This window comes from Streptococcus sp. 32226D021BW, from assembly GCF_053545015.1.
In genome coordinates this window covers 53,200-78,043 of record NZ_JBPPVC010000004.1, presented here as the reverse complement: position 1 = coordinate 78,043, position 24,844 = coordinate 53,200, and the positions used below count along the sequence as shown (strand labels likewise).

22 protein-coding genes and 1 pseudogene are annotated in these 24,844 nt (G+C 39.6%); 11 read left to right on the top strand and 12 right to left on the bottom strand.

Annotated features, from left to right (window positions below):
* Positions 1-101 precede the first annotated feature (101 nt).
* Complete coding sequence (gene gdhA, locus ACEE44_RS03925; protein WP_449171345.1) at positions 102-1,448, bottom strand: NADP-specific glutamate dehydrogenase; 1,347 nt, start codon at positions 1,446-1,448, stop codon at positions 102-104.
* A 453-nt stretch (positions 1,449-1,901) separates the two neighbouring features.
* On the opposite strand from gdhA, the gene ACEE44_RS03920 reads away from it, so the two are divergent.
* The 5 genes and pseudogenes from ACEE44_RS03920 to ACEE44_RS03900 all read left to right on the top strand — a co-directional run bounded on the left by ACEE44_RS03920 (position 1,902) and on the right by ACEE44_RS03900 (position 5,804).
* Positions 1,902-2,420 (top strand): hypothetical protein, encoded by a 519-nt coding sequence (locus ACEE44_RS03920; protein WP_449171344.1) that lies wholly within the window; start codon positions 1,902-1,904, stop codon positions 2,418-2,420.
* A 12-nt stretch (positions 2,421-2,432) separates the two neighbouring features.
* Positions 2,433-2,519 (top strand): annotated as a pseudogene (locus tag ACEE44_RS03915) (LPXTG cell wall anchor domain-containing protein); the annotation flags it as partial.
* A gap of 170 nt (positions 2,520-2,689) precedes the next feature.
* Positions 2,690-3,625 carry a dihydroorotate oxidase gene (locus tag ACEE44_RS03910; protein WP_449171343.1) on the top strand — a complete coding sequence of 312 codons (936 nt, stop codon included), beginning with the start codon at positions 2,690-2,692 and terminating at the stop codon, positions 3,623-3,625.
* A gap of 88 nt (positions 3,626-3,713) precedes the next feature.
* Positions 3,714-4,967 carry a CapA family protein gene (locus ACEE44_RS03905; protein ID WP_172090898.1) on the top strand — a complete coding sequence of 418 codons (1,254 nt, stop codon included), beginning with the start codon at positions 3,714-3,716 and terminating at the stop codon, positions 4,965-4,967.
* Positions 4,968-4,976: 9 nt separating this feature from the next.
* Entirely contained in the window at positions 4,977-5,804 is an 828-nt protein-coding gene (locus ACEE44_RS03900; protein ID WP_172090897.1) for a Cof-type HAD-IIB family hydrolase, read from the top strand.
* Positions 5,805-5,853: 49 nt separating this feature from the next.
* Here the strand turns inward: ACEE44_RS03900 and ACEE44_RS03895 are convergent, their stop codons facing one another.
* From ACEE44_RS03895 to ACEE44_RS03880, 4 genes are all read right to left on the bottom strand, one after another.
* On the bottom strand, positions 5,854-6,636 hold the full coding sequence (locus tag ACEE44_RS03895; RefSeq protein ID WP_044781015.1) for an ABC transporter permease: 783 nt from the start codon (positions 6,634-6,636) through the stop codon (positions 5,854-5,856).
* 1 nt (position 6,637) lies between these two features.
* Complete coding sequence (locus tag ACEE44_RS03890) at positions 6,638-7,417, bottom strand: ABC-2 family transporter protein (protein ID WP_172076277.1); 780 nt, start codon at positions 7,415-7,417, stop codon at positions 6,638-6,640.
* Positions 7,410-8,393 (bottom strand): ATP-binding cassette domain-containing protein, encoded by a 984-nt coding sequence (locus ACEE44_RS03885; protein WP_172028509.1) that lies wholly within the window; start codon positions 8,391-8,393, stop codon positions 7,410-7,412. The genes ACEE44_RS03890 and ACEE44_RS03885 overlap by 8 nt, the downstream gene beginning before the upstream one ends.
* An 82-nt stretch (positions 8,394-8,475) precedes the next feature.
* Positions 8,476-9,009 (bottom strand): TetR/AcrR family transcriptional regulator, encoded by a 534-nt coding sequence (locus tag ACEE44_RS03880; protein ID WP_172028508.1) that lies wholly within the window; start codon positions 9,007-9,009, stop codon positions 8,476-8,478.
* Positions 9,010-9,134: 125 nt separating this feature from the next.
* Between ACEE44_RS03880 and ACEE44_RS03875 the strand changes: the two genes are divergently transcribed.
* Positions 9,135-11,594, top strand: coding sequence for a YhgE/Pip family protein (locus ACEE44_RS03875; RefSeq protein WP_172090896.1), 2,460 nt, complete (start codon positions 9,135-9,137; stop codon positions 11,592-11,594).
* Between the two features lie 38 nt (positions 11,595-11,632).
* On the opposite strand, the gene ACEE44_RS03870 is transcribed toward ACEE44_RS03875, so the two are convergent.
* The 4 genes from ACEE44_RS03870 to ACEE44_RS03855 all read right to left on the bottom strand — a co-directional run bounded on the left by ACEE44_RS03870 (position 11,633) and on the right by ACEE44_RS03855 (position 14,740).
* Positions 11,633-12,694 (bottom strand): DUF4097 family beta strand repeat-containing protein, encoded by a 1,062-nt coding sequence (locus tag ACEE44_RS03870; RefSeq protein WP_172090895.1) that lies wholly within the window; start codon positions 12,692-12,694, stop codon positions 11,633-11,635.
* Positions 12,691-13,446: a DUF1700 domain-containing protein gene (locus ACEE44_RS03865; RefSeq protein WP_449171342.1), complete on the bottom strand. Its 756-nt coding sequence runs from the start codon at positions 13,444-13,446 to the stop codon at positions 12,691-12,693. The genes ACEE44_RS03870 and ACEE44_RS03865 overlap by 4 nt, the downstream gene beginning before the upstream one ends.
* A complete protein-coding gene (locus ACEE44_RS03860; protein ID WP_172053956.1) occupies positions 13,433-13,759 on the bottom strand; it encodes a helix-turn-helix transcriptional regulator in 327 nt (108 codons plus the stop codon). The genes ACEE44_RS03865 and ACEE44_RS03860 overlap by 14 nt, the downstream gene beginning before the upstream one ends.
* A 180-nt stretch (positions 13,760-13,939) precedes the next feature.
* Positions 13,940-14,740, bottom strand: a complete 801-nt coding sequence (locus tag ACEE44_RS03855; protein WP_172028505.1) for a formate/nitrite transporter family protein — start codon at positions 14,738-14,740, stop codon at positions 13,940-13,942.
* Between the two features lie 268 nt (positions 14,741-15,008).
* Here ACEE44_RS03855 and ACEE44_RS03850 point away from each other — a divergent pair, with 268 nt between their 5' ends.
* The gene (locus ACEE44_RS03850; RefSeq protein WP_449171341.1) at positions 15,009-16,541 is read left to right on the top strand and encodes a helicase HerA-like domain-containing protein; all 1,533 of its coding nucleotides are present in this window, start codon (positions 15,009-15,011) and stop codon (positions 16,539-16,541) included.
* A gap of 131 nt (positions 16,542-16,672) precedes the next feature.
* Positions 16,673-17,260: an NUDIX hydrolase gene (locus ACEE44_RS03845; RefSeq protein ID WP_449171340.1), complete on the top strand. Its 588-nt coding sequence runs from the start codon at positions 16,673-16,675 to the stop codon at positions 17,258-17,260.
* 210 nt (positions 17,261-17,470) lie between these two features.
* Here ACEE44_RS03845 and ACEE44_RS03840 read toward each other — a convergent pair whose 3' ends face one another.
* From ACEE44_RS03840 to ACEE44_RS03830, 3 genes are all read right to left on the bottom strand, one after another.
* Positions 17,471-18,736, bottom strand: coding sequence for a tyrosine-type recombinase/integrase (locus ACEE44_RS03840; RefSeq protein WP_449171339.1), 1,266 nt, complete (start codon positions 18,734-18,736; stop codon positions 17,471-17,473).
* 88 nt (positions 18,737-18,824) lie between these two features.
* Positions 18,825-19,070: a hypothetical protein gene (locus ACEE44_RS03835; protein WP_449171338.1), complete on the bottom strand. Its 246-nt coding sequence runs from the start codon at positions 19,068-19,070 to the stop codon at positions 18,825-18,827.
* Between the two features lie 87 nt (positions 19,071-19,157).
* Complete coding sequence (locus ACEE44_RS03830) at positions 19,158-20,492, bottom strand: plasmid recombination protein (RefSeq protein WP_449171337.1); 1,335 nt, start codon at positions 20,490-20,492, stop codon at positions 19,158-19,160.
* An 854-nt stretch (positions 20,493-21,346) separates the two neighbouring features.
* Here ACEE44_RS03830 and pezA point away from each other — a divergent pair.
* From pezA to ACEE44_RS03815, 3 genes are read left to right on the top strand one after another with little or no spacing between them, the layout of a single operon-like run.
* Entirely contained in the window at positions 21,347-21,823 is a 477-nt protein-coding gene (gene pezA / locus ACEE44_RS03825) for a type II toxin-antitoxin system antitoxin PezA (RefSeq protein ID WP_449171336.1), read from the top strand.
* A complete protein-coding gene (gene pezT, locus ACEE44_RS03820; RefSeq protein ID WP_449171335.1) occupies positions 21,823-22,593 on the top strand; it encodes a type II toxin-antitoxin system toxin PezT in 771 nt (256 codons plus the stop codon). Before pezA ends, pezT begins: the two co-directional genes overlap by 1 nt.
* A gap of 13 nt (positions 22,594-22,606) precedes the next feature.
* Positions 22,607-24,844, top strand: coding sequence for an AAA family ATPase (locus tag ACEE44_RS03815; protein ID WP_449171334.1), 2,238 nt, complete (start codon positions 22,607-22,609; stop codon positions 24,842-24,844).

The window sequence follows — 24,844 nt, the reverse complement described above, 5'->3', positions numbered from 1 at the left end:
ATCGATAGGACTTATATATTTTCAGAGCAAAGAAAAACTCCCAAATTTGCACGTCAATCTGGGAGTTATTTTCATTATAGTAAGGGAAGCTAAAAATTTTCTTACACTAATCCTTGAGCAATCATTGCATCAGCAACTTGTTCAAAGGCTGCGATGTTAGCACCTGCAAGGTAGTCAGTACCAAGGTTGTATTTTTCAGCTGTTTCTTTGGCTGTGTTGAAGATGTTTGCCATGATGTCTTTAAGTCGACTGTCAACTTCCTCACGTGTCCATGACAAGCGGAGGCTGTTTTGGCTCATTTCAAGAGCAGACACAGCTACACCACCAGCATTGGCAGCTTTAGCAAGACCGTAGAGGACACCATTATCTTTGTAGACTTTGATAGCATCAAGGTCAGATGGCATGTTAGCACCTTCAGCCACACAGTAAACGCCATTTTTTACAAGGGCAGCAGCTTGCTCGCCATTGATTTCATTTTGAGTTGCACATGGAAGGGCAATATCAGCTTTTCCATCGTAGTTCCATACAGAACCTTCAAAGTATTGAGCAGTTGCTTTTTCAGCAGCGTATTCTGTCAAACGAGCACGACGGTTGTTTTTGATATCGCAAAGAAGGTCAAAGTCGATACCTGTTTCATCAATGATGTAACCATTAGAATCAGAAACAGAGATAACTTTTGCTCCAAGTTCAGTAGCTTTTTGTACTGCAAATTGAGCTACGTTACCAGAACCTGAGATAAGTACAGTTTGGTCTTTGAAGGATTTACCGTTTGCAGCCAACATATTGTCAGTGAAGTAAACCAAGCCGTAACCAGTTGCTTCTGGGCGGATGAGTGAACCACCGAAGCCAAGAGGTTTACCAGTCAAGACACCTGCATCAAACTGGCGAAGGCGTTTATATTGACCGTACATATAACCAATCTCGCGACCACCAACACCGATGTCACCGGCAGGAACGTCAAGAGAAGGACCAATGTGTTTTTGTAATTCAGTCATAAAGCTTTGGCAGAAGCGCATGATTTCAGCATCTGTTTTTCCTTTAGGATCGAAGTCTGAACCACCTTTACCACCGCCGATTGGGAGACCAGTTAAAACGTTTTTGAAGATTTGCTCAAAACCGAGGAACTTCAAGATAGATTGGTTAACAGTTGGGTGGAAGCGAAGACCGCCCTTGTAAGGACCTACTGCTGAGTTGTATTGTACACGGTAGCCACGGTTCACCTGCACCTTACCGTCCTTATCAGTCCATGGCACACGGAAGCTGATGATACGCTCAGGTTCTACAATACGAGCTAAGATATTTTCTTCAATGTACTCTGGGTGAGCTTCAATAACAGGCTCAAGAGTGTTGAAGAGTTCTTCAACAGCTTGAAGGAATTCAGTTTCATGTGGGTTGCGGGCTTTGACAGCTTCAAATGATTGGGCGATATAAGCTTTTGCGTTTGACATGTGGTCACCTGATTTCTTTTTTTTTTTATAGTCATTCAGTTTTTTTATTATTTAGGTCAATGAACGAGGAAGGTCCATTTCCTGGCTCAAATAATGCCAGAACTGGCCCTGGTCTACCGTACAGAAGGTACTTACTCCGCAAGCTATATTTATGAATGTGTAGCAACTAGGTTGGACTAGCAGACATCGTTCATTACCTATATATTAAAAGCGAACTAGATAACTAAATTAAATTGTCTGACAATTTAATTTATCTGATAATTATTATAGCACTCCAATATTTTCTTGTAAAGTAAAAAATGCAAAATATAAAAAAATAATGATAAAGTTGATCAAAAAACAAACCACTATAGAATTGCATATTTGGCAATGCCGGGATAAAATACTACTCTAATTCTGTAAGAATTGTTGCTCTATCAAGCTCTTGCAAACAACCTATTTTAGGGGGATGAGATGAAAAAGAAGAAATATATTGTTGGAACACTTGCTTCGGTTGAACCAATACCTACTGCTGAAGTAGCAGTAACTTCTGCTGATGTTGCACCATCACAAGCTGCTGTTGACAAGCAAGCTACAGTTGTAGCATCTGCTAAAGAAGCGACTATGAAAGAACAATCAGACGTGGATCTAGCACAAAACAAGATAAGTGAAGCTGAGGCTGCCTTTGATTCGGAAACATTATTGAAAGCGCAAGAAGAAGCAGGACATCTAGTTGCCAAAGTAAAAGAAGAGCAAAACACAGTTTCAAATCTAGCATCAAGTCTAGCAACAAGTGAGCAAGAGCAAAAGGTTTTACTTGCTTCTGGAAATAAAATGCGTCAAGACTTAGAGCAGGCTGTAACAACTGCGGGTCTGGAATACTTTACGGAAATAGTGGAGCGAGAGTTGTCCAAACATGAAGTAAGTGAAGGCGATTCAATTTCCACACCTAAAGACCCAACGTTTGTTGGTAAAAATGGAAAAACATATTGACCAAATACTGGTTCGACATCCGCTACCCTTTGGACGGGAATTGGAACCATCTTGGCCCTATTCGGTCTTGTAGGGATAAGAAGACGCAAACAAGGTTAAAAGCTATTCGGAAATTACCAAAACCTTCCTATATTTTTTAGGAGGGTTTTTGACTATTAAAAAAAGTGATGGTTAAAATTGAGAATTCCGAACATTGACAGCAATCTATTGGGTTGGCTACCAAGATGTGATATAATCAGTCAAAATGAGCAATTACTTAGGAGGAAATCATGGTTTCAACAGCAACAAGATTAGGCGGATTTTCGTTTGACAACTGCTTGATGAATGCGGCAGGGGTTTGGTGTATGACCAAGGAAGAGTTGGCTGCGGTCAAGGATTCTGTGGCGGGGACCTTTGTGACCAAAACAGCAACCTTGGACTACCGAGCTGGCAATCCCGAACCGCGTTATCAGAATGTGCCACTTGGTTCTATTAACTCAATGGGCTTGCCAAATCAGGGCTTGGCTTACTATTTGGATTATCTACTAGAATTACAGGAAACTGAACCAAATAGAACCTTTGTTTTGTCCTTGGTAGGCATGTCGCCAGATGAAACACATGAGATTTTAAAAACTGTAGAAGCTAGTGACTTTATGGGATTGGTTGAGCTCAATCTTTCCTGTCCAAATGTACCTGGCAAACCGCAGATTGCCTATGATTTTGAAACAACGGAAACAATTCTAAGAGAAGTTTTCAGCTATTTCACTAAACCTCTGGGTATCAAGTTGCCACCTTACTTTGATATTGTTCATTTTGATCAGGCTGCAGCTATCTTCAATCAATTCCCACTCAAGTTTGTCAATTGTGTCAACTCTATTGGGAATGGCTTGTATATTGAAGATGAGCAGGTGGTTATCAAGCCTAAAAATGGTTTTGGTGGTATCGGAGGCGAATACATCAAACCGACTGCCTTGGCCAATGTCCATGCCTTTTACCAACGGTTGAAACCTGAAATCCAGATTGTCGGAACAGGCGGTGTTTTGACAGGTCGTGATGCCTTTGAACACATTCTCTGCGGCGCTAGCATGGTTCAAATCGGCACAACTCTGCAAAAGGAAGGTCTATCTGCCTTTGAACGCATTACTGCTGAATTGCAAGCTATTATGGCAGAAAAGGGCTATGAAACCATTGAAGATTTCCGTGGAAAGTTGCAGTATATTGACTAGGAGGAAGCGGGGATTTATTCCCGTTTTTTCTATAGATTTTTGAGGATAAAAAGCGTATAATAAGGATAAGGAAAGAGGAGGTGAGAAGATGTCAAATCCTAGAACCTATAGCCGTTCTAAGAGAGTATCCTCAATAAGAAGCCGACAACAATTAGTATTTATTGCTTGTCTAGCACTGTTTTTGTTGGGGCTTATTTTTGTCTTGGAACAATTTACACCTAGCTCGGAAATTCAGTTACAAGAAGAGACTGGTCAAACCCAAGGAGACAAGGAAGTAAAGACTGCTCGAATTATGGCTCACGGAGACCTACTTTACCATTTGCCCATTCTTCAAGGGGCAGAGCAAGTGGATGGAAGCTATGATTTTTCTGAGAATTTCACCTATGTTAAGCCCTGGATTGAGCAGGCTGATTTTGCCATTGCAGACTTTGAGGGAACCATTTCTCCGGATATGGATCTGGCAGGCTATCCGCTCTTTAATGCTCCTAGTATCGTTGCTAGTAACATCCGTGATGCAGGCTATGATGTGGTGGATTTGGCTCACAATCATATCTTGGATTCTCACCTGCCTGGCCTGGTTTCCACAGTCAATACATTTAGAGAAGTTGGAGTGGACACAGTTGGTGTTTATGCGGAAGGAAATCGGTCAACTGCTCCGATCTACATTCGAGAGGTCAATGGTATCCGTATAGCTGTTTTAGCCTATGCCTATGGTTTTAATGGATTGGAAGTCTTGCTCAGTCAGGAGGAGTATGACGGCTATCTCTCCGATTTTCATCAAGAAAAAATGCGTGCTGAGATTGAACGGGCAGAGCAAGAGGCTGATATAACCATTGTCATGCCTCAAACTGGAGTGGAGTACCAGTTGGAACCAACAGAGGAGCAGACCAGTCTGTATCGTCAAATGATTGATTGGGGGGCTGATATTGTTTTGGGCGGACATCCCCATGTGGTCGAACCGGCGGAAATTCTTGAGAAAGATGGGCAGAGAAAATTGATTATCTATTCTATGGGCAACTTCCTGTCAAACCAGCGTATCGAAAGCATGGAAGACACACCCAATGCCCAGTGGACAGAACGGGGTGTTTTGATGGATATTACCATTCAGAAAGAGAATGGGCAGACAAGCATCCAGACAGCCCAAGCTCATCCGACCTGGGTTAATCGCTTGTCCAAGGGGACGTATTCGTCAGAAGGTTATGAACAATTTGCGTATCAAACCTATATCTTGCAAGATTGGGTAGAAGGCGGTCAGTATTATGGGCAGTTGGATCCAGATACCCAGGCGCGTGTGGACACAGCCTATCAAGAAATGAAGGATTTTGTAAATCTAAATTGGTAAGGAGACAATATGGTAGTTCGATTAGTTGCAACAGATATGGACGGGACCTTCTTAGATGGTCAAGGAAGTTTTGATAGAGAGCGATTTTCGAGGGTCTTGGAGAAGCTAGCAGAGAAACAGATTCCATTTGTCATTGCGAGTGGGAATGGGAAGGGCAGGTTATTGCAGCTTTGCCAAGGATTTGAAGACCGGTTAATCTTTGTAGCAGATAATGGAGCCCATGTTTATCAAAATGGCAAAACAATGATTCGACGTGCTATTCAGCAAGAAGAAGTCGAAGCAGTTTTAGAGTTTTTCCAAGGCCGTTGGGCAGAGGTCTGCCTAATGCTGTCTACGGAGAAGAACATTTATATGCAGGATGGAGCTGGAGTGCCTTTTGAGGGAACGGCTTTGCCGATTGAACCGACACAGATGGCTGCTTTCCAGAGCCGTGTAACCTACTTAGACGACCTCAGTGCCTATCCAATAACTGAGCCGATTTATAAGGTTGGTCTCTGGGTTCCTGAAGCGCGTGTAGAATCGATAACGGAAGAGTTTAACCAGGTTTTTCAAGGTCAGCTGGTTGCAGTGACTAGTGGCTATGGCTCCATTGATATATTGCCAGAAGGGATTCATAAGGCCTGGGGCTTGGAACAGGTTTTGACTAGTTTGGATATCGAACCTGAACAGGTAATGGCCTTCGGTGATTCGGACAATGATATCGAGATGTTAAACTATGTAGGTTATTCCTATGCCATGGAAAATGCGACGGACAAGGTCAAGGCGGTTGCCAAATACCTGGCTCCAAGCCATTTGGAAGCAGGCGTACTTCAGGTGCTTGAAGAACATATTTTATAAGTATATAGAAAAAAGCTAGAACTTTCCGTCCAGAGAATGCTAGCTTTTTTTAATTTCCAACGCTGGTGAACTTGGTCATACCATATCGGAAGAGTTTATAATTGATGGTAAATAAGACCAGGACAACCAGTGGCAGAGCCAGTCCCCACATAGACAAGTCTAAAAAGTAGAGGGCTGGGAAATAGGCTGTAAAAGCATAAGGGAAAACAAAAATCAGCAGGATTTGAATGATTTTTGGATAGATATTGAGTGGGTATTGAGCCATCTGATTGAGGGCGAAAATTCCCATAGTTAAAGGAAATGATTCCACAATCCAAAATGCTAAAGCAGTTGGTCCCAGCTGAATGGCTGCATAGAGTAGGCCGATACAAATGGCGATAAAGATTAGTAGGGCTAGTTTTCCAAGACTCCATTCCATACCCAGTTCCTTGGAAGCTTGGACTAGTGCAAGGGAACCGATAATGGTTGTTCCGATTCCTTGAGGTTGAATTCGTTCACAGATGAGTTGAAAAAGTGGATTGACTGGCATGAGGAGAAGGCGTTCAAACTCACCTTGTCGAATATAGCGACTACCAAACATCCAGAGATTATCAAAGAATATCAAGTGAATGGAGCGTCCGACGGTCGCTATTCCATAGATGAAAAGCATTTGACCGTAGTTAAAACCCGCGATTTCCTTAATATTTCCAAAGAGAATATTGAGGAAAATCAAGTAGACAATTTGTTCAATCAAAGAGGAGAAAAGCCCGATGAAGAAGTCCACCCGAAAGGACATCTGGGCCATCATGTAGACCTTGATATTATACAAATAGAGGCTGATATATTTCTTCATCTTAACCTCCAAAAATGACAATACGACGCTTGGCCTGAGACCAAAGAGCAGCGATGAAGCAGGCTAGAATGGGTATCCATATAACTTGCAATCCCAAAGCAGTTAGATCGCTTTCCTGTCCCAATAAAATGGAAACTGGAACGTTAACTGCATAATTATAGGGAAGGAGTTTCAAAAAGTTTTCCACAGCCTGTGGATAGAAACTGAGTGGCAAGAGTGCTCCAGAGGCTAGATTGAAAAGCCCCATTCGGAGCAACATCACTCCCCAAGCATTGACCGTAAAAAATGCTAAGAAGCCAAAAGCCATATCCAGTAGTTGAACGATAAACATGCCCAAAATCGAGCTGACCAGAAAGAGCAAAATGGTTTGACCATCAGGCAGGTAGAAATCTTGATGAACCAGTAGAATACCGATAAATACGACGGCAAATTTCATCAGTTCCAAGAGCTTGTTTCCAAGATCCTTGAAAAAGAGGGCTAGGATAAAGGAGTAGGGTCTGAGAAATTCCCCAGCAATGCTTCCTTGCAAAATGCTATAGGATAAATCTTGACCAAGTGAGAAGGAATTTAAGCTGGCTAATAGATTGGCAAAGATGATGTAGGTAGTAAAGGTTTGGAGGGTGAAGCCATTGACTTCTGACTGGGTAAAGAAAATAGTCTTCCAAACATAGAGAGCTACCAAGATTTTCACTGCCAGTGAAACGAAGGTCGCTAGAAAGAAGGCCTTGTATTGCAGGGCGTTCATCATGGTCAGGCGGGTCATGTAGAAATATTTACGCATGGATACCCTCCTCATAAATCTGGCGGACCATGGTTTCGATTTCCAATTCCTTCATGGTGACATCCTCAATCGAATAATGATTAAAGATTTGCTCAATCACCTGGGCACTGGTCCAAACCTTACTTTGGTAGTGGATTTCAAAGTGAAAGTCATCTATTCGTTCAAATTCCCAGCCCTCTAGTTGCAAGTCTTTTTCAATCGGCTTTTCTGTTGAGAAGAGAATGGTCTTGACTGTGGAAAAGCGCTCTTTAAGGACGGTCAGTGAACCATCGTAGACCTTCTTGCCCTTATCAATGATAAAAATCCGCTCACAGAGGCTCTCGATGTCCTTCATATCATGGGAAGTAATCAAGAAAGTGGTCTGGTATTCTTGATTCATATAGCGGATGAAGGAGCGAATGGTCTCCTTAACGCTGGCATCCAAACCGATGGTTGGCTCGTCCAAAAAGACAACGGCAGGCTGGTGGATAAAGATAGCCGCAAATTCACAGCGAACCCGTTGGCCAAGTGACAGATTACGGATTGGTTGCTTCATAATATCAGCCAAGTCCAGTAGGTCAATCAAGACAGCCAATCGCTCTTTGAATACCTTATCTGGAACATCATAAATTTTTGCGTGAAGGATAAAAGATTCCTGGACAGGCAGGTTCCAATCCAAATGGGATTTTTGTCCAAAGAGTACTCCGATTTGCTTATTGACAGCCTTGCGGTTCTCTTGTGGATTGAGGCCGTTGATTCGGACTGAGCCCTGGTCTGGATAGAGGACTCCCGTCAGCATTTTGATAGTCGTAGATTTGCCAGAACCGTTGGAACCGATATAGCCGATGATTTCGCCTTTTTTGACCTGCAAGGAAATATCTTGGACGGCAGGAATTTTCTTTTTCTTGGGTTTGAAAAAGGCCTTAATCGAACCTTTGAGACCGACTTCCTTATCTATGATGGAATAGGTTTTTGATAGATGTTCAGCTTGAATCATTTCATCATCTCCTTTAAGAAAACGTTTGCACGATAAGACTATTATACCATATTTCTTAAGGGGTGAAGGTAGAAAATAATGATTACGGTAACATTTTGATTAGAAAATCGGTCATATATTGAGGAGATTCTTGCTTTCCATTTTTTATCCAAACCTGCATGATACCGAAGAAGGCATGTGAAAAATAGATGCTGCTGTATTCTTTTTCCAGTTGTGATAAATTCTCTTTTCCTAAGCGCTCCGCTAAATCATTGGCAACAAGAAGTCGGACTTTATTGATAAGAAAATTTTGGATTTCTTGAGTTCCGTTATGGGTCAGTAGGGCAGAAAGTAATTTTTCACGATAGAGTAACTCGAAAATTTCTAAAAATGATGATTGGCGATTGCCATCATAACGGTCAAATATAGACTCTAATTTGTGAAAAAGTCCCTGTTGATAGGAGTCGATTAATTCGTACTTATCCTTATAATGGGTATAAAAACTGGAACGACTGATACCAGCAGTCTGTGCTAGGTGGGTGGTTGTAATTTCGTTAAATCCTTGAGTTTCTAGGCAAGTCACCATTGCTTCTAAAATAGCCTGTCGTGTCCGTTCTTTCCGATTATCTGTTCCCATTTTGCTCCTTTTAAACATTTTTAGACACATTGTCCAAAAAATGATTCTTATTACTTGATTTTAAAAATGATACTTGTATAATATATTTTATCAGTTTTTGGACAGGATGTCTAAAGGAGTTTCTTATGTCGGAAAAAGTAAAGAATTTTTTCAAAAAACCAATGACCTTGATCACCATTCTCGGTGTTTCCTGTGTCCCAGCCTTATATAACATTAGTTTCCTAACCTCTATGTGGGACCCTTACGGCCGACTAGACCAGTTGCCTGTGGCAGTTGTCAATCAAGACCAGTCGGCGAGCTTTCAAGATAAAACCCTCACCATTGGTGATGATATGGTGGATAATATGAAAGAGAGCAAGAGCCTGGATTTCCACTTTGTATCAGAAACAGATGCGGAAAAAGGCTTGGAAGAAGGGGACTATTATATGGTCATTACCCTACCAGAAGATTTATCGGAAAAAGCATCTAGTCTCTTGACAGATCAGCCTGAACCACTAACCATTTCTTACCAAACCTCTAAAGGTCACAGCTTTGTCGCTTCTAAGATGGGCGAATCAGCCATGGAAAAATTGAAAGCATCTGTTTCAGAGACGATTACTGAAACATACACCTCGGCTGTTTTTGACAGCATGGGAGAGATTCAAACTGGTATGGTTGAAGCGGCAGATGGAAGTCAACAATTAACAAATGGAGCTAGTCAATTAGAAACCGGAAGTCAGACTCTATCATCAGGTCTATCTACCTTATCTTCATCAGGTCAATCACTGGTGACAGGAGCAAACCAATTGGCTACTGGAATTGTGTCTTATACAGATGGAGTCAATCAGGCTGCTTCAGGAAGTCAAACACTTTCCAGTGGCTTAACAACCTACACAAATGGGGTAGCGAGTCTTGCTTCAGGTGCGGAGCAATTAAATGCCAATTCCTCTCAGCTCATCGCTGGGGTGGGACAATTGCAAACAGGAGCAAGTCAGGTTGAACAACTGGTAACAGGAGCCAATCAATTGCAGGCAGGCTTGGAGCAACTCGCTAGTTCAACTAGTTTGTCTGCTGAACAGTCTAGTCAAATACAGGCCTTATTGACAGGGCTTCCTCAGTTGCAGGCGGCCATCAATCAATTAAATGATAGCCTCTCAAGTATCGGAGGACTTGCAGTAGATACCTCTACTCTATCTAGCCTCTTGACAGAGATGGGGGCTCAAGCTCAAGGCTTGTTGACTGCAGCCCAAGCTGATAAAACAGCCAGCATTGAAGCCTTGCAAGCAACGGCTACCTATCAAAACTTGACAGCTGATCAGCAAGCTGAATTGGTTGGTGCCCTTCAAAACTCACCTTCGACAACAATGACAGCAGCCCAAACGATTTTGGGTCAATTGTCTCAACTCAGTCAAGCCTTATCTAGCCTACAAAGTCTTTCTGGCATGGCAACACAAATGAGCCAGCTGCAATCAGCTGTCGGTCAGATCAACACGGCTGCCAATCAAGCATTGCCAGGTGCTACAACAGCCATTGAAAACCTATCAAGTGGCTTGAGTCAGGTCAACACCGCCTTGAACCAACAAGTTCTACCAGGAACTCAAACCTTGACGAGTGGTGTGAGTCAACTTCAAACGCAATTATCAAGTGGAGCAAGTCAACTCATGTCAGGGGTGACAGCCTATACCGCAGGTGTTGCCCAATTAGCAGAGGGTGGAGCTCAGTTGGTTGCGAATAATAGTAGCATCCAATCAGGAGGTAGTCAGTTAACATCAGGATTGGCAACCTTGGCATCCAACTCCAGTCAACTTGTCAGTGGTTCAGGACAACTGGCTTCTGGTAGTCAGCAATTGATTGCTGGTGCGGATCAATTAGCTAGTGGCGGTCAAACCTTGACAAGCGGTATTTCCAGTCTTCGTACAGGTAGTGAAACCCTAACGAATTCACTCAGTTCAGCCAGTCAACAACTATCAGTCATCTCTGTAGAAGACAAAAATGCACAAGCAGTTTCTCAACCAGTCACCTTGGAACACAGCGACCAAGATGATGTGAAGACCAACGGTGTCGGAATGGCTCCTTATATGGTATCAGTCGCACTGATGGTTGTAGCCTTATCAGCGAATGTTATTTTCGTTAAACATCTTGATAATCGTTCCTACAAGAATCGTTGGGATTGGGCTAAAGGGAAATTGTTACTGAATGGTACGATAGCCAGCCTAGCAGCACTGATTCTGTACGGTGTTCTTCGCTTGATTGGAATTGATCCGGCTCATCCTATGGCAACCTTGGGATTAATCCTCTTAGCCTCTTGGACCTTCATGGCCCTCGTTACAGCCCTGGTGGGGTGGAACGATCGTTTCGGATCCTTTGCCAGCTTAATTCTCTTGTTACTAGAGCTTGGATCAAGCGCAGGTACCTACCCAATCGAACTCAGCCCACGCTTCTTCCAAGTCATTCAGCCCTATCTTCCAATGACCTATTCTGTTTCAGGTCTTCGTCAAACCATTTCAATGGTTGGAAATAGTAGTCATCAAGTTTGGATGCTGAGCCTCTTCTTAGTAAGCTTCATGGGATTAGGTCTCTTGATTTATAATCAAACAGATGAATAATGAGAAAACCAACTGCGTGGACAGTTGGTTTTCTTAATTTATTTTGATTCTTCGAAAGCTATGGTTGCATTGACGGCATCAATGGTCAGGCTATTCTTGCTATTTTTGTTTTCCAGGGTCAAACTTTGTTTACGGTCTTCTTTTTTGACAGAAAGTTTTTCATAGACTCCGCTGGTGTAAATACCCATGGTTTCAAATCTCTTCTCGAGATGAGTCAGGTCCCCCATCATTTCTTCCAGCTCTCTCTCATTTTCTGCGTAGTAGCCCTGCTCTTGAGCCAATGCCATTAGGTCTAACTGTGTGCTGATAGTGAGATTGATGTCTTGTAGGCTTTGCTCGGTCAAGTCAAGTCTTGTGTGATTGTAGGAATTGGTCTTGGTAGGGGTGAAGACATTGTTTCCTTTTAGAGTGATTTGCGAAGCGGACAAGTCATAGTAATTCTCAATGTTCACATTTTCCAGACTGGTTTTAGAAAGGTGAAGGCTAGAATCATTGATAGAAATGTCAAGATTTTTCAGACTAGAATTGGTGACATGAAAGAAGTGGGTATTCAGCGTACCGCTGTCGATATGGCTATTGGTGAGTTCGATATTGCCTTCCAGATTGATTTCTTTGATATGCACATTCTCTATGGTGAAGTTGCTGCCGTAATAGAAATCGATAGTATGACCTTCCAATTTATTCAAGGTCTTCCCTTTTGGAATTTCAATGGTAACCAGGCTAACATCTACTTTTCCCTGAGCCAAAAGTTCCCCGAAAAACTGCATAATTCCTTCGATTTTAAACTCTCGTCGTTGAGCAGTAAGGGTTAATGCGCCATCCTTTTCAGAAAGGGTGAGCGGAGACTGCATATTGTTGTCAGAATTGGCATAGGTCACATGGTAGTTGTTATCGCTAGACTCTTTGATAGAGACGCTATGGGGGATAAAGTCAATGTTGATACTATTCAGGTCGGTGTAAGTCTTGTGAATTTCTTTGGGAATAGCTACCTCTTCCAAACGAGTGATGCCCCCAGTAAAAAATCCAATTCCAGCTAGAATTAAGCCTGTAATCAGGCTGACAAAGCCGATAATAATGGCCATGGTTAGTTTCTTTTTCATGCTCGTTTACCTCGTTTCAATATCCATTTGAAGCAAGCCTTGACTAAGCGCCAAGACCAGTAGGCAAAAAATCCAGTCAAGATGTAGATAAGAATGGCGCCACCAATCAGTGACAATCCTGAGCCAAAGCCCATGAGGAAGATGTTAAATCCTTCAGACAGAAGGCTAAAGGCTTCCCAAATCAGATAGCCACCGCTGGTCAGCATTCCTACACCCAAAGCAAAGGCACCGATAATGAGGGCTAGGATAAGGGCTGTCAATCCGCCTAGGCTAGCTAGGAGAATGAGCAGGAGTGGAATAGCGATAGGTAGGGAAATAACTGCAAGGATAGCTAACCAGAGTGTTCGTTTGGTCTGGCTAAAGTTGCGGAAGTAGCGGCCGAGGAAAAAGGCGCCAAGGATAAGGGTCGCAAAGAGGGGAATAAAGCCGATAAATTCGCCCATAATAAAGAGTAGGAAGAAGGAGAAGAATCCCATCATAGTCAATAATCCCAGTCCAGCCCAGTGTTTCCAAGTGAGTTGGAGTGATTCTTTGTTTTCCTTGTCTTCTTGAATTTGCTTGTTGAGGATATTGTTGATCAACTCACTGGCAGCTTCTTTTGGTGAGCCTAGTTCTTCGATAATGTCTGTTTCCCGTTCTGGACCAGCCTCGTCAAAGTATTCTTCAAAAAAGTTTCTGGCTTCCAAGTATTCCTTGTGGGGCAGTTTTTTCAAGTGTTTTTCTAACTGCTCCATGTACTCAGTTCTTGTCATGGCGAACGCTCCCTTCTATAATACCGTTGATGGTTGTTGTGTAGGTGTCCCAATCATCTTTGAGCCGAACCAGTTCTTCATGGCCCAGCTGGGTCAGGCTGTAATACTTGCGCATGCGGCCTTGGTATTCTTGGGAGTAGGTGGTCAAAAAGTCATTCTGCTCTAGCTTTTTCAGGATGGGATAGAGGGCGGACTCCTTGATGTTGGCAATCAGTTTGATGGTCTGACAGATTTCGTAACCGTAGGAATCATCGGACTCCAAAATAGCCAGGATAAGAAATTCTGTCAGCACTGCGGGGACTGGAAAATGCATAGGACGCTCCTTTCTTTGATAGTTGGGTAATTAGGTTTGGATTTGGTATATATTTATTATTTGTTATATATCAAATCTTGTTATATGTTAAATATACACCTAAACAGATATTTTGTCAACGATATATGTGCAAAAATTGTCAAAAAAATACGGTTGGATTTCCAACCGTAAATAGTTATATTAGTCAACGTAAAGTTTTGATTTATCACTCAACCAGCTATAAAGAAGACCGATCAAGAGACCACCACCAACGTAGTTTCCGAGTCCTGAGAATAGGAAGTTACTTAATACACTCAATACATTCATTCCTTCAACAGGTCCGCCATTTGCAAAGAAGGCAAGTGAGAAGGTAGAGAAGTTTGCGATAACGTGCTCAAAGCCAAGGAAGGCAAAGATGAAGATGATAAAGATCAATGAAATAACACGACCAGCATCGTCTTTCATACGCATGGTAACAAACACAGCAATGTTTACAACGATATTGGCAAAGATACCTTCTACAAACTGTGTCAATGGTGTCTTAGCCAATTTAGCAACAGTTGCTTCTAACAAGTAGCTATGTGGATCAATATGTTGGTATGGTAATGTCAAAGACAAGAGGTAGCAGACGATAACCGCACCGACAAAGTTGAAGAAAATACATGTTGCCAAGATTTTCAAAGCAGTCTTAGTTGGGATAACCTTGCGGTGAATGGCAGAAGTCATATACATCATGTTTGAAGTACCAAGCTCAGCGTTCATATACAAAATCATGACCAAGCACCAGCCAAACATCAAAGCGTAGCTGAATTTTCCTAAGTCAGGAACGATATGATTGAGCTTGTCAGCCGTATAAACTGAGATGGCCAAACCGATTGCTAGATAGACACTAGCCATGGTTGCACGAATAGCATAGGCAAAGTAGTTGTTTTCGATCAAGTCTGCTTTTTTCTTGATACTTTTGTCGATATTATAAATCAGCGAATCTGGTTGTGCTGCCATAATAATCCCCTTTGTATTTTAAAACGTATTTGAGAATGTTCTCACAATAAAAGAGTATAACAGAAAACCGCTAAAAAAGTAAGTGTTTTTCAGTAAAAAACAAAAGTAACCGTTATCAATTGACAGATGACCTTCATTTGTCTGAAAATCATGATATGTAGAAAGAATGGATATGAATATTTTATGTGAAAGCTAAGTTATCTGCTCTGCTATTTTCCAAAAAACTATGCTACAATAAGGATAGAAAAATCGGAAATGGGGCTAGTATATGTCAGATATTATTGCTTTTGGTTATGGTCGTGAGCGTGCAGAGATGAAGCTTAAGCGGCTCAATCGTCATGGAATTATAGCAGGTGCTACGGGTACGGGTAAGACAGTGACCTTGAAAGTCTTGGCGGAGCAGTTGAGTTACGCGGGTATTCCTGTCTTTTTATCAGACATCAAGGGTGATTTGAATAGCTTGGTTGCGGCCAATACTAAGGAGATTGATCCTAGTCGTCTAGAGAAGACTCACTATCATGATTATAGTCCAGTTGGCTATCCAGTTGAGTTGTGGGATGTCTTGGGGGAAAATGGGACTCCTGTCCGCATGACTATTTCAGAGCTGGGGCCTGTCTTGTTGACACGCTTGCTGGGCTTGAATGATACTCAGGAGTCCATCCTGAATATTGTTTTCAGCGTGGCAGACGAGCGTGGCCTTCTCTTGATTGATCTGATGGACCTGCGGGCTATGCTCAATTTTGTGGCTGAAAATGCGACAGAGCTGAGCCAGTATTATGGAAATATTCCAGCTCGTTCGGTCGGTGCTATCTTGCGTAGCTTGGTTGTTTTGGAGCAACAAGGTGGTAAGATTTTCTTCGGTGAGCCAAGCCTTGACATTGCTGATTTGATGCGGACTGCAGAAGATGGTCGTGGGGTTATTAACGTTCTCCAAGCTACTCAGCTATTTAATCAGCCAACATTATATTCAACGGTTCTTCTCAGCCTCTTATCAGAACTCTATGAAGTGTTACCTGAGGTGGGTGATTTGGACAAGCCTAAGATGGTCTTCTTCTTTGATGAGGCTCATGTTCTCTTCAAAGATGCACCGAAAGTTCTTCTTGAAAAGATTGAATTGATTGTCCGTTTGATTCGTTCAAAAGGTGTGGGGGTCTTCTTTGTCACCCAGAATCCAACGGATATTCCTGATAGCGTGGCAGCCCAGTTGGGTAACCGGATCCAGCATGGTCTTCGTGCCTTCACACCAAAAGAGCTTAAGACAGTCGCGACTGTTGCTGAAACCTTCCGTCAAGAAGGTGATGAGGATTTGGCCAAGGTCATTCAGGAATTGCAGGTAGGTGAAGCAGTTGTGTCTACTCTGCAAGCTGACGGGACACCAAGCTTTGCGGATCGAGTATTGATTTATCCTCCAAAGAGTATGCTGGGAACGGTGGAGCCAAGCGCCCTCTTGTCGGTTATCAATAATTCTCCTTTGATGGAAAAATATGCTGACGCGGTCAATCGTGAGTCAGCCCATGAGCAGATTTTAGCCATGACAGAGGCTAAAGAAGCCGAACTCATCCAAAAAGCAGAGCAGGCCGAGGCGGAAAAACAGGCAGAAAAAGAAGCTAAAGAAGCCGCAAAAATGGAAGAGAAAGCCCAGAAAGAAGCAGCTAAAGCAGCTCAAAAAGCCAGCCAACCAGTCAGTCGTAAAACAGATTCCATGATGGACCGCTTTACCAAGAATCTGATGAGTCAGGTCGGACGGGAAGTTGGGCGCGTGGTGACTCGGGGTATTATGGGCATGTTAAAAGGAAAATAAACGACTAAACTGGGAAGGCAACTTCTCAGTTTTTTGGATCAAGATACTTGTAGGATTGGTAGAAATTGGTTAAGATAGTGGGTGTACATCACTAATTAGTAAGGAATAGAGAGATGATTGATGAGAGTAGAATGATCTTGAAGGAATATCAGCCCCAACCTTTGGGACAAAAAAGCGAGTACGCTGTCTTGTTGCCATTAGTCTGGTCAGACAATCAGTGGCAGGTCCTTTATCAAGTCCGTAGTGAAGGAATTTCCCAGCCAGGAGAGGTATCTTTTCCAGGGGGGAGGGTTGAGGTTGGTGAAAGTGCTAAGGAAGCAGCAGTCCGTGAAGCAGTAGAAGAGCTGAATATAAAGCCAGAGCAGGTGGAATTACTGGGAGAGATTGATTACTTGGTCTTTGCCCAGTCAACCATTCGTTGTTATGTTGGTTGTTTGGATCTGGATTGGCAGGCCCTCCAACCCAATGAAGAAGTAGCTCGCCTGTTCACCGTTCCGTTAGACTATCTACTGCAAACAAGTCCGGTATATTATGATTTGACCTCCAAAGTCCTGCCGGATTGCGATTTTCCCTTTGACCGCTTACGGGGGGGTGTTGATTATCCCTTTAGTCACCATCAAAGGTCTGTACCCTTTTACGAAGGTCTTCCAGAAAATATCTGGGGCATGACAGCCCAATTTACCCATCGCTTTGTGGAGATTATGAACGATCGTCTATGAGGATGATTTTTATCTAAAAATGTAGACATGACAGCTTGATAAAATCAAAAAAAGCACTTGAAATCATTGATCTCAAGTGCTTTTTCAATTCAATTATTTTACCTCAGTAAAGGTTAAGTATTTTCTATTTTAGCTGTTATAAACCTTGTTGTATAAAGGTTTTCATGAATATTAAAAAAATATGTAGAGAAAAATGTAGTGATTAATTTGTTATGAAGTTAGTTCGTCAAGTTTTGCTTGGAATAGATTAACAGCTTCAAATTTTTTCTTTGGAGCCAATTCTGCATAGGTATCCATTGTTGTTGAAATTGATTTGTGTCCTAAACGTGTCTGCAATTCCTTCCAATTTGCTCCTGCATTCAACATCAATGAAGCGTGTGTATGTCGAAAGAGATGAAATCCATATGTAGGTAAGTTGATTGATTCCAATCTTTTTTCTAGAGTTGTACGCTCGTTTCTATCACACATATAATTCCCGTAGATGGTTGGAAAAATTAACGAACTTTCTGGTAGCCCTTTCTTGGTGAAATATGCATTCATTTCCAGATGAAATTCTCGGAGTTCCTCAAGAACTTGTCTAGGGACTGAGACAGTCCGATTGCTGGCATCAGTTTTCGGTGTTTGCTTACAGATAACCTCACCTTTAATCCCGAATTTTTTATTTCCAGCTTTCCACATTAATGTTTTATTGACTTGGATCTCATTTGTGTCAAACAGTAAATCATCAATGTCAAGAGCAAGTAATTCATTGATTCGAAGGGCAGATGCTAGTAATGTGTTACAAAATGTTTTAAAACGTCGATTAGCACGTGTATTTTGAAGACTATTAAGGAATTGTAACCATTTTGCTAAGTCTTCATCATGTAATACCATCATACGTTTTTTAGGAGCTTTAGGTTTGGGAGGAATTTTAACTATTTTGGCAGGGTTAGTCGTCAAGAGTTCCAATGTAATTCCGTAGTCGAATATATCACTCAATTTATGGATTACTGCACCAAAATCTTTTGCTTCTCCTTTTCTAGATTTTTTCTTACCTGAAGCAACTGATTTTTGTGATTTATGTGCTAAATAGTTCACCCATTGTTGTATGTCAGCTGAGGTAATTTGCTCTGGTTTATAATCTCCGAATTTTGGAAGAATATAAGTGTCCAAGTAGCCTCTAACTCTGTTTAACGTATTGTGTGAGCTAACCCATGTCTTGTAATTGGTAAACCAAGCTTCGGCAAGTTCTGCAAGATTTGAAACCTTGATGACTGTTTTGACTGTTGAGCCATTAGACTCAAACTGCAATTTTAATTCAATGATTTTTCTATCCAATTGTCGAAGTGTTTTTGCTGTGACAGTTTTGGTAATTGACTTTCCAGTTTTACTGTCAGTACCGATGTATACACCTTTTTGTGAATAGCTGATACTTCCATCTTTTTTCGTAGTTTTTATGACTTTTTTGCCTTTGTATTCAATTGTTTCTTTATTCATATTGCCTAATTAAAATCGGATAAGTAATAAGGCTAAAATAACAACCCTCGCTGTCTTTTTTGATACCATTATTTTAGCACATTCTTACTTATTTTGAAAGAAAGTCAATAACATCTGATATTTTGTAGAACACAGTTCTTGTATTTTCTATTGGCGGTTCAAGTCTCGGTAACTCCCTCAATTCCCATGACCTCAATGTGTTTGGAGAGATTTGTAATTGCTGTAATAATTCTTTTTGGGTTAAAATTGGTAATTGTTTTGTAGCGTTTTTCTTTTGCAGTTCGATCAATACCTCTAGTAACTCTTGAATTTTTAATAAATGTTGATTATCCATAAAAATTTAACCTCTTTCGTTTTTCTATATTTCAGTATGCCACATTTCGGATTAAAAACAGCTGATTTTTGAAAAACAGAAATAGTATTAGCGCCACAAATCGTTATCGATATGTTTGTCTATACGGTTTATTCGACTAGATTGTCCCTCTAGATTTGGATCATGTCGAATGTCTTGGAATAAATTGTATTCTTCAGAATCTTTTTGTCGAAAAATATTTTTAAAAGTTTTCCAGAAACCGATGCTTTTGAGAAATTCTTCAGCTTTATCAAATGCTCTCTGAAGTTTATCAAGTACTCTGCGTAGAAACTTATTTTCATGTTTGAGAGATTTATTTTCGTTTTCTAATATCTGATATTTACTTGCCCACTTCTTGTTTATAGCAAGTACCTCGCGGTATTTGTTTTCAGTTTCAAGCTTGCGACTTTCTGCAGTATCGACTCTGTCTTTTAATGACTTTGTTCGCTTTTCAGTCAGCTCTTGTGCCAAATCAAGAGTTTTATCGACAGTATTTTCCACAAATTGTTTTTTCAGCTGATCCTTTAGATTAAGCTTATCCATTTCATGTTTAATTAACTCATTTCGTTCTTCTAGATTTTTATTGTGTTGTGTTAAATATTCTGCTTTTTGTTCCATATCTTCAATGAAATTATCCAATTGATTTAAATGTGTTTCTTTTGCTTTATTTTCTTTATTAAATTTTGCACGCTCATTTTCAACCTCTTGAATTAATTGTTTGTACTCTCGCATATCTTCGATTTTATTTGTACCGACAATTTTTCGTTGAATATTCAATTTTTTCATGAGTTGTTCAAGTTTTTTAATTTCTTGCTCACGAAATTGAATGAATTGCCCACGGCCACGTTCGGTATAGCCCTCTTGAAATAGAGCTTTAGAAAAACTTGGTTGTTTATTTAAACCCTTTTTATACCCAGTAGCAATTGGAATAATATTAAAATGCAAATGTGGTGCACCAGCTTCATCAAGATGGACTACAGCATTGTAAACAAGTAATTGTTTATGACGCTCTTCAAAATCTTTTACATATTGTGCCAATAGATTTCCAACTATTAGTTTATCTTTGTCTGAATAGTTATCCCAATCTTCCTTTGAACCAATCGCGATAACAAATTCTCGTTGAACATCTAATGTTTTCGATTTTTTTACATGATTGAGATAATCTTTAATTTTGCGATCACTTCTCATTTGTTTTGCATTATAAGCTACAAGCCTTGGCCCAAATTCTTCGTTATAGATATCTTGTATGTTTACTTGTTTGATGTATATGTTAAAAGAACTTTTTCTCCGGTCTATATGCTTGTGGGCAGGCGATTCCCACTCATCTTCTGTAAAGGAACGATTGTTATGACGAATATTCGTTTTTCTTGGATTCGTCACGAACGAAACTGACATATCAACCATTTTGGTCTCCTTTTTTACTCGACTATAGTATGCCAGATGCGTAGCTAAATAATCGTAAAAATGATAAATTTTTAACCATTTTTGAAAAGTATAGGCAAAGAAATAAACTATTCTTTATTAATTTATGGCAATTCAGTAGTCTATCTTTAAGTAATACTTGGGCTATGAATGGTAATACAATGGCTAACTAGATAAACCATGGATAGTGTTTTCCTGGAATACCTAGTTATCCATTATTTTATAGATTCTACAATGGAAGGATAAAGTAATCCATTTTTTAATAAAAAGTGGATTATAGAACGTACCACGAATCCAATAAAAATGGAAAATTAAATAGTCCATAGATTGAGATTTTATGGAGTACCTAGTCATCCATTATTTTTATTGATACTAAGGTGGATGGTTAAAGTAATCCATCTTTTAATAAAAATTGGATATGTATGAAGTCCATTAATAGTTGAAAAATGGTCTAAATTTATAAAGTCCATGTTTGACCAATAAATGGAAAATGTAGAACTCCATTTTTATTATTATGAAACTGAAAATTCATGCTCGATTGCCCGAATAGCGGGCAACAGCGGGGCGCATTGCTATTCCCCGCTAGCCTATGTTCGATATTTTTGAGCTGTAAAATAAACAATTGACTTCGATTCAAGATAGCTTTTTGTTACTTTTTGCCAAAAAGTAACGTTTTTGTAGTTTTGACAGCCCTGTGGTCCATCAAAACTACAAACGCTCTCCGAGGGGTCTTGCAGACGGCTAATCCAAAAATAAGAAAACAAAGTACGCACCAAAAATGGTGTGTCATTATTTTTTATGCTATAATAAAATTAAATATGAGGAGGTCTTTAGCTATGATTGGAGACAATATTAAATCACTACGTCGAACACACGATTTAACACAACCAGAATTTGCGAAAATGGTTGGGATTTCACGCAATAGCTTAAGTCGTTATGAAAATGGGACTAGTACAGTTTCAACAGAACTCATCGACCGTATTTGTCAGAAATTTAACGTTTCTTATGTCGATATTGTAGGAGAGGACAAGATGTTAACACCTGTTGAAGATTACCAACTGACTTTAAAAGTAGAAGTGATAAAAGAACGTGGAGCAGGCATTTTATCACAACTTTATAGATACCAGGATAGTCAAGATATTGCTTTTGATGACGAAGCCAATCCTTGGATTTTGATGAGTGATGACTTGGCCGAATTGATCAATACAAAGATTTACCTTGTCGATACCTTCGATGAAATAGAGCGTTACAATGGCTATTTAGACGGTATTGAGCGGATGTTAGATATGGTGAATCATCGGGTGGTGGCTTAATGAGGTTGGAAGAATTTAGTGAGGCTGAATTTCAGAAGGCTTTGCAGCGAACCATTCGGGCCTTAACCCGAGGAAAGATGCTTCCAGATCAACCGAAAGCTATCTTACTTGGTGGACAAAGCGGAGCAGGTAAGACGACTATTCATCGTATCAAGCAAAAGGAATTTCAAGGCAATATCATTATCATCGATGGTGATAGCTATCGTTCTCAGTATCCCAATTACTTAGCACTACAAGAAGAGTATGGCAAAGACAGCGTGGACTATACCAAGAGATTTGCAGGAAAAATGGTAGAGCATCTGGTTGATGAACTTAGCACACAAGGTTATCATTTGTTAATTGAAGGAACCTTACGAACTACTCAGGTTCCTCGACAGACTGCTCAATTATTAAAATCAAAAGGATACCAAGTTTCCTTAGCTATTATTGCTACCAAACCAGAGCTTTCTTATCTCAGCACCTTGATTCGTTACGAAGAGCTTTATGCCATAGATCCCAATCAGGCTAGAGCAACACCAAAAGAACATCATGATGGGATTGTAGAGAACTTGGTTGAAAACCTAAGGGAGTTAGAAAGTGAAAATCTCTTTGACCAGATTCAAATTTATCAAAGAGATAGAACTTGTATCTATGATTCTGAAACTGCTGAAGGTTCCGCAGCAGAAGTTCTTCAAAACTGCCTTTTCGGAGAGTGGAGTAAGGTAGAGGAGGAGATGATGAAGATGGGGAAAGATCGGTTGAGAGAGTTTTCAGTAATGAAAGAAAATTAGGAGGAGATATGGTATGTATTTAAAAAGTTTGTCAATAAAAAATTATAGAAAATATGGCGAAGAAGTTCAGACGATTAACTTTGCTCATAGTAAATGGCCAGAAACGTCAGGTGTTGAAGATGAATCGGAAAAGATAAATATAACAGAAGAGTATATATCAAAAAGTTCATCATTAATTGTAGGAAAAAATAATTCTGGTAAAAGTACAATTGTCAAGTTATTAAGTACACTACAAAATACCAAGTCAGGTAGTAGAAATATTTTCAAGCATACAGACTTCAATTTAAAAATGTTATCGGATTGGTATCGTTTAAATATTGATAGTAAATCTGAAGAAGAGGTAAAAAGTATTGATAAGTTTCCTAGTATGGAGTTTCAACTGGTATTAGGAATTGATGATGAAAATGATTTGATTTCAAGTTTCGAAGATATATTAATTTTAGGCGGTATAGAAACAGTTGGAACTCATGAAAATGAAGAAGTTGCAGAAGTAACTATTAATATTAAGTATGAAGTTGCTGATGTTAAGTCTTTTTTAGAAGAGCTTGTCAAACTTAAGATTAGTTATTTAGAAGACGTTCAGCAAGATGACAAATTTTTAGATTATAAAAAAGAGCTTCAATATCGAAAATTTTTAGGTTTATTTAACAGTAATTATTTTATATTAAATTTTTATCCTATGGGAAGAAATGAACCTGCTAAAGAATTTGCGCTGTCTTCACTACTAAAGGTAGAGACAATAGAAGCAAATACAGTAAAAAGTGACAAGACACTTTCACAAGCATACAATAAAATAGTTTCAACTTACATAAAAAATAATGATATAACAGCAATTGATGGTTTAGTTGATAATATTAATTCTCAAGTCAAGGCTATGGTTGATACCAATATAAAGGATATTCTTCAAAGTGCAGTTTCTAGTATTGAGTCAACAAAGAATTTAAAGATGAATTTACATCCAGATGTAACTTTAGAGAAAATTTTTGCAAATAGTATTATTTATGAGTACCAAGAAGGAGATAATAACATACCCGAAAGTCAGTTTGGTATGGGATATACAAATTTGATGGTCATTATCGCAAAGATTGTTGACTATATTGAATTATATAGTGAGAAGGATATTAATGGCTCAGTAAATATTCTTTGTATTGAGGAACCAGAGTCATTTATGCATCCTCAGATGCAAGAATTATTTATAAAGAATATTTCAAAAGCAATTGCTACCTTACTTGGTAAAAAACAGCAATTAGATACTTTTCAAATTATCATCACGACTCACTCAACACATATCTTAAACAGTAAGATTCAATCAGGAAATACTCTGAATAATATTTGTTATCTGGGGCAAGCAAATACAAATAATATTATAGAAAACATAAGTGATGACAAAATAGTATCTGGTAGAGATATTGACAAAAAAGCTTATGAATATACCAAAAAATATTTAAGACTAGAGGTTTCAGATATTTTCTTTGCTGATGCAGTTATTTTGGTTGAAGGAGTTTCTGAAGAAACTTATCTTAGGTTTGAAATTGATAGGCATCCTACTTTGAAAAATCATCATATTAAGGTTTATAGGATTGATGGAGCATATGCCCATCAGTTTATTAGCTTATTAGATTTGTTAGGAATTAAAACTATTATTTTTACAGATTTAGATTTAAAAAGATTAGAATCTGAAAAGAAGGTTGATATAAAAGAAAACGGTAATTCTGATATTATTCCTTCAAATATTTCTGATTTAGAGGAAAGGTATAGCAGTATAGGAAGTTCTTTGACTACCAATGGAACTATACAGTACTTTGTAAAAAAAATGCTGAATGATGACAGTGCGACATATGATAGAATTAACTCTAAGTTAATTGAGATGCTTACGAATAAAGAGGAGTTGATTTTTGAACATAATAACATTTTAATGTATTCTCAAGGGAAAATAAATGGATTCTATGCCACTAGTTTTGAGGAGTCAATTGTTTTAACAAATGCGATAGATGATGAAAACGGACACAAGACATCTTTGATTAAACTCCTACAATATGTTCATCCAAGGATGAGGTATTTTGTAGATATCAATGAAAGTTCCGATATTGCTAAGCACTCCTATATGTATCAAGTTAAATTATCTGATGGTAAATCAAAATTTTCTACTGGATTGGTGTATTTATCAGTGACTGATGAAGAGTTTAGTCTCAAATTGCCAAAGTATATTGAGTCAGGTTTAAAGTCACTTTGTGATTATTTTAAGGAGTAA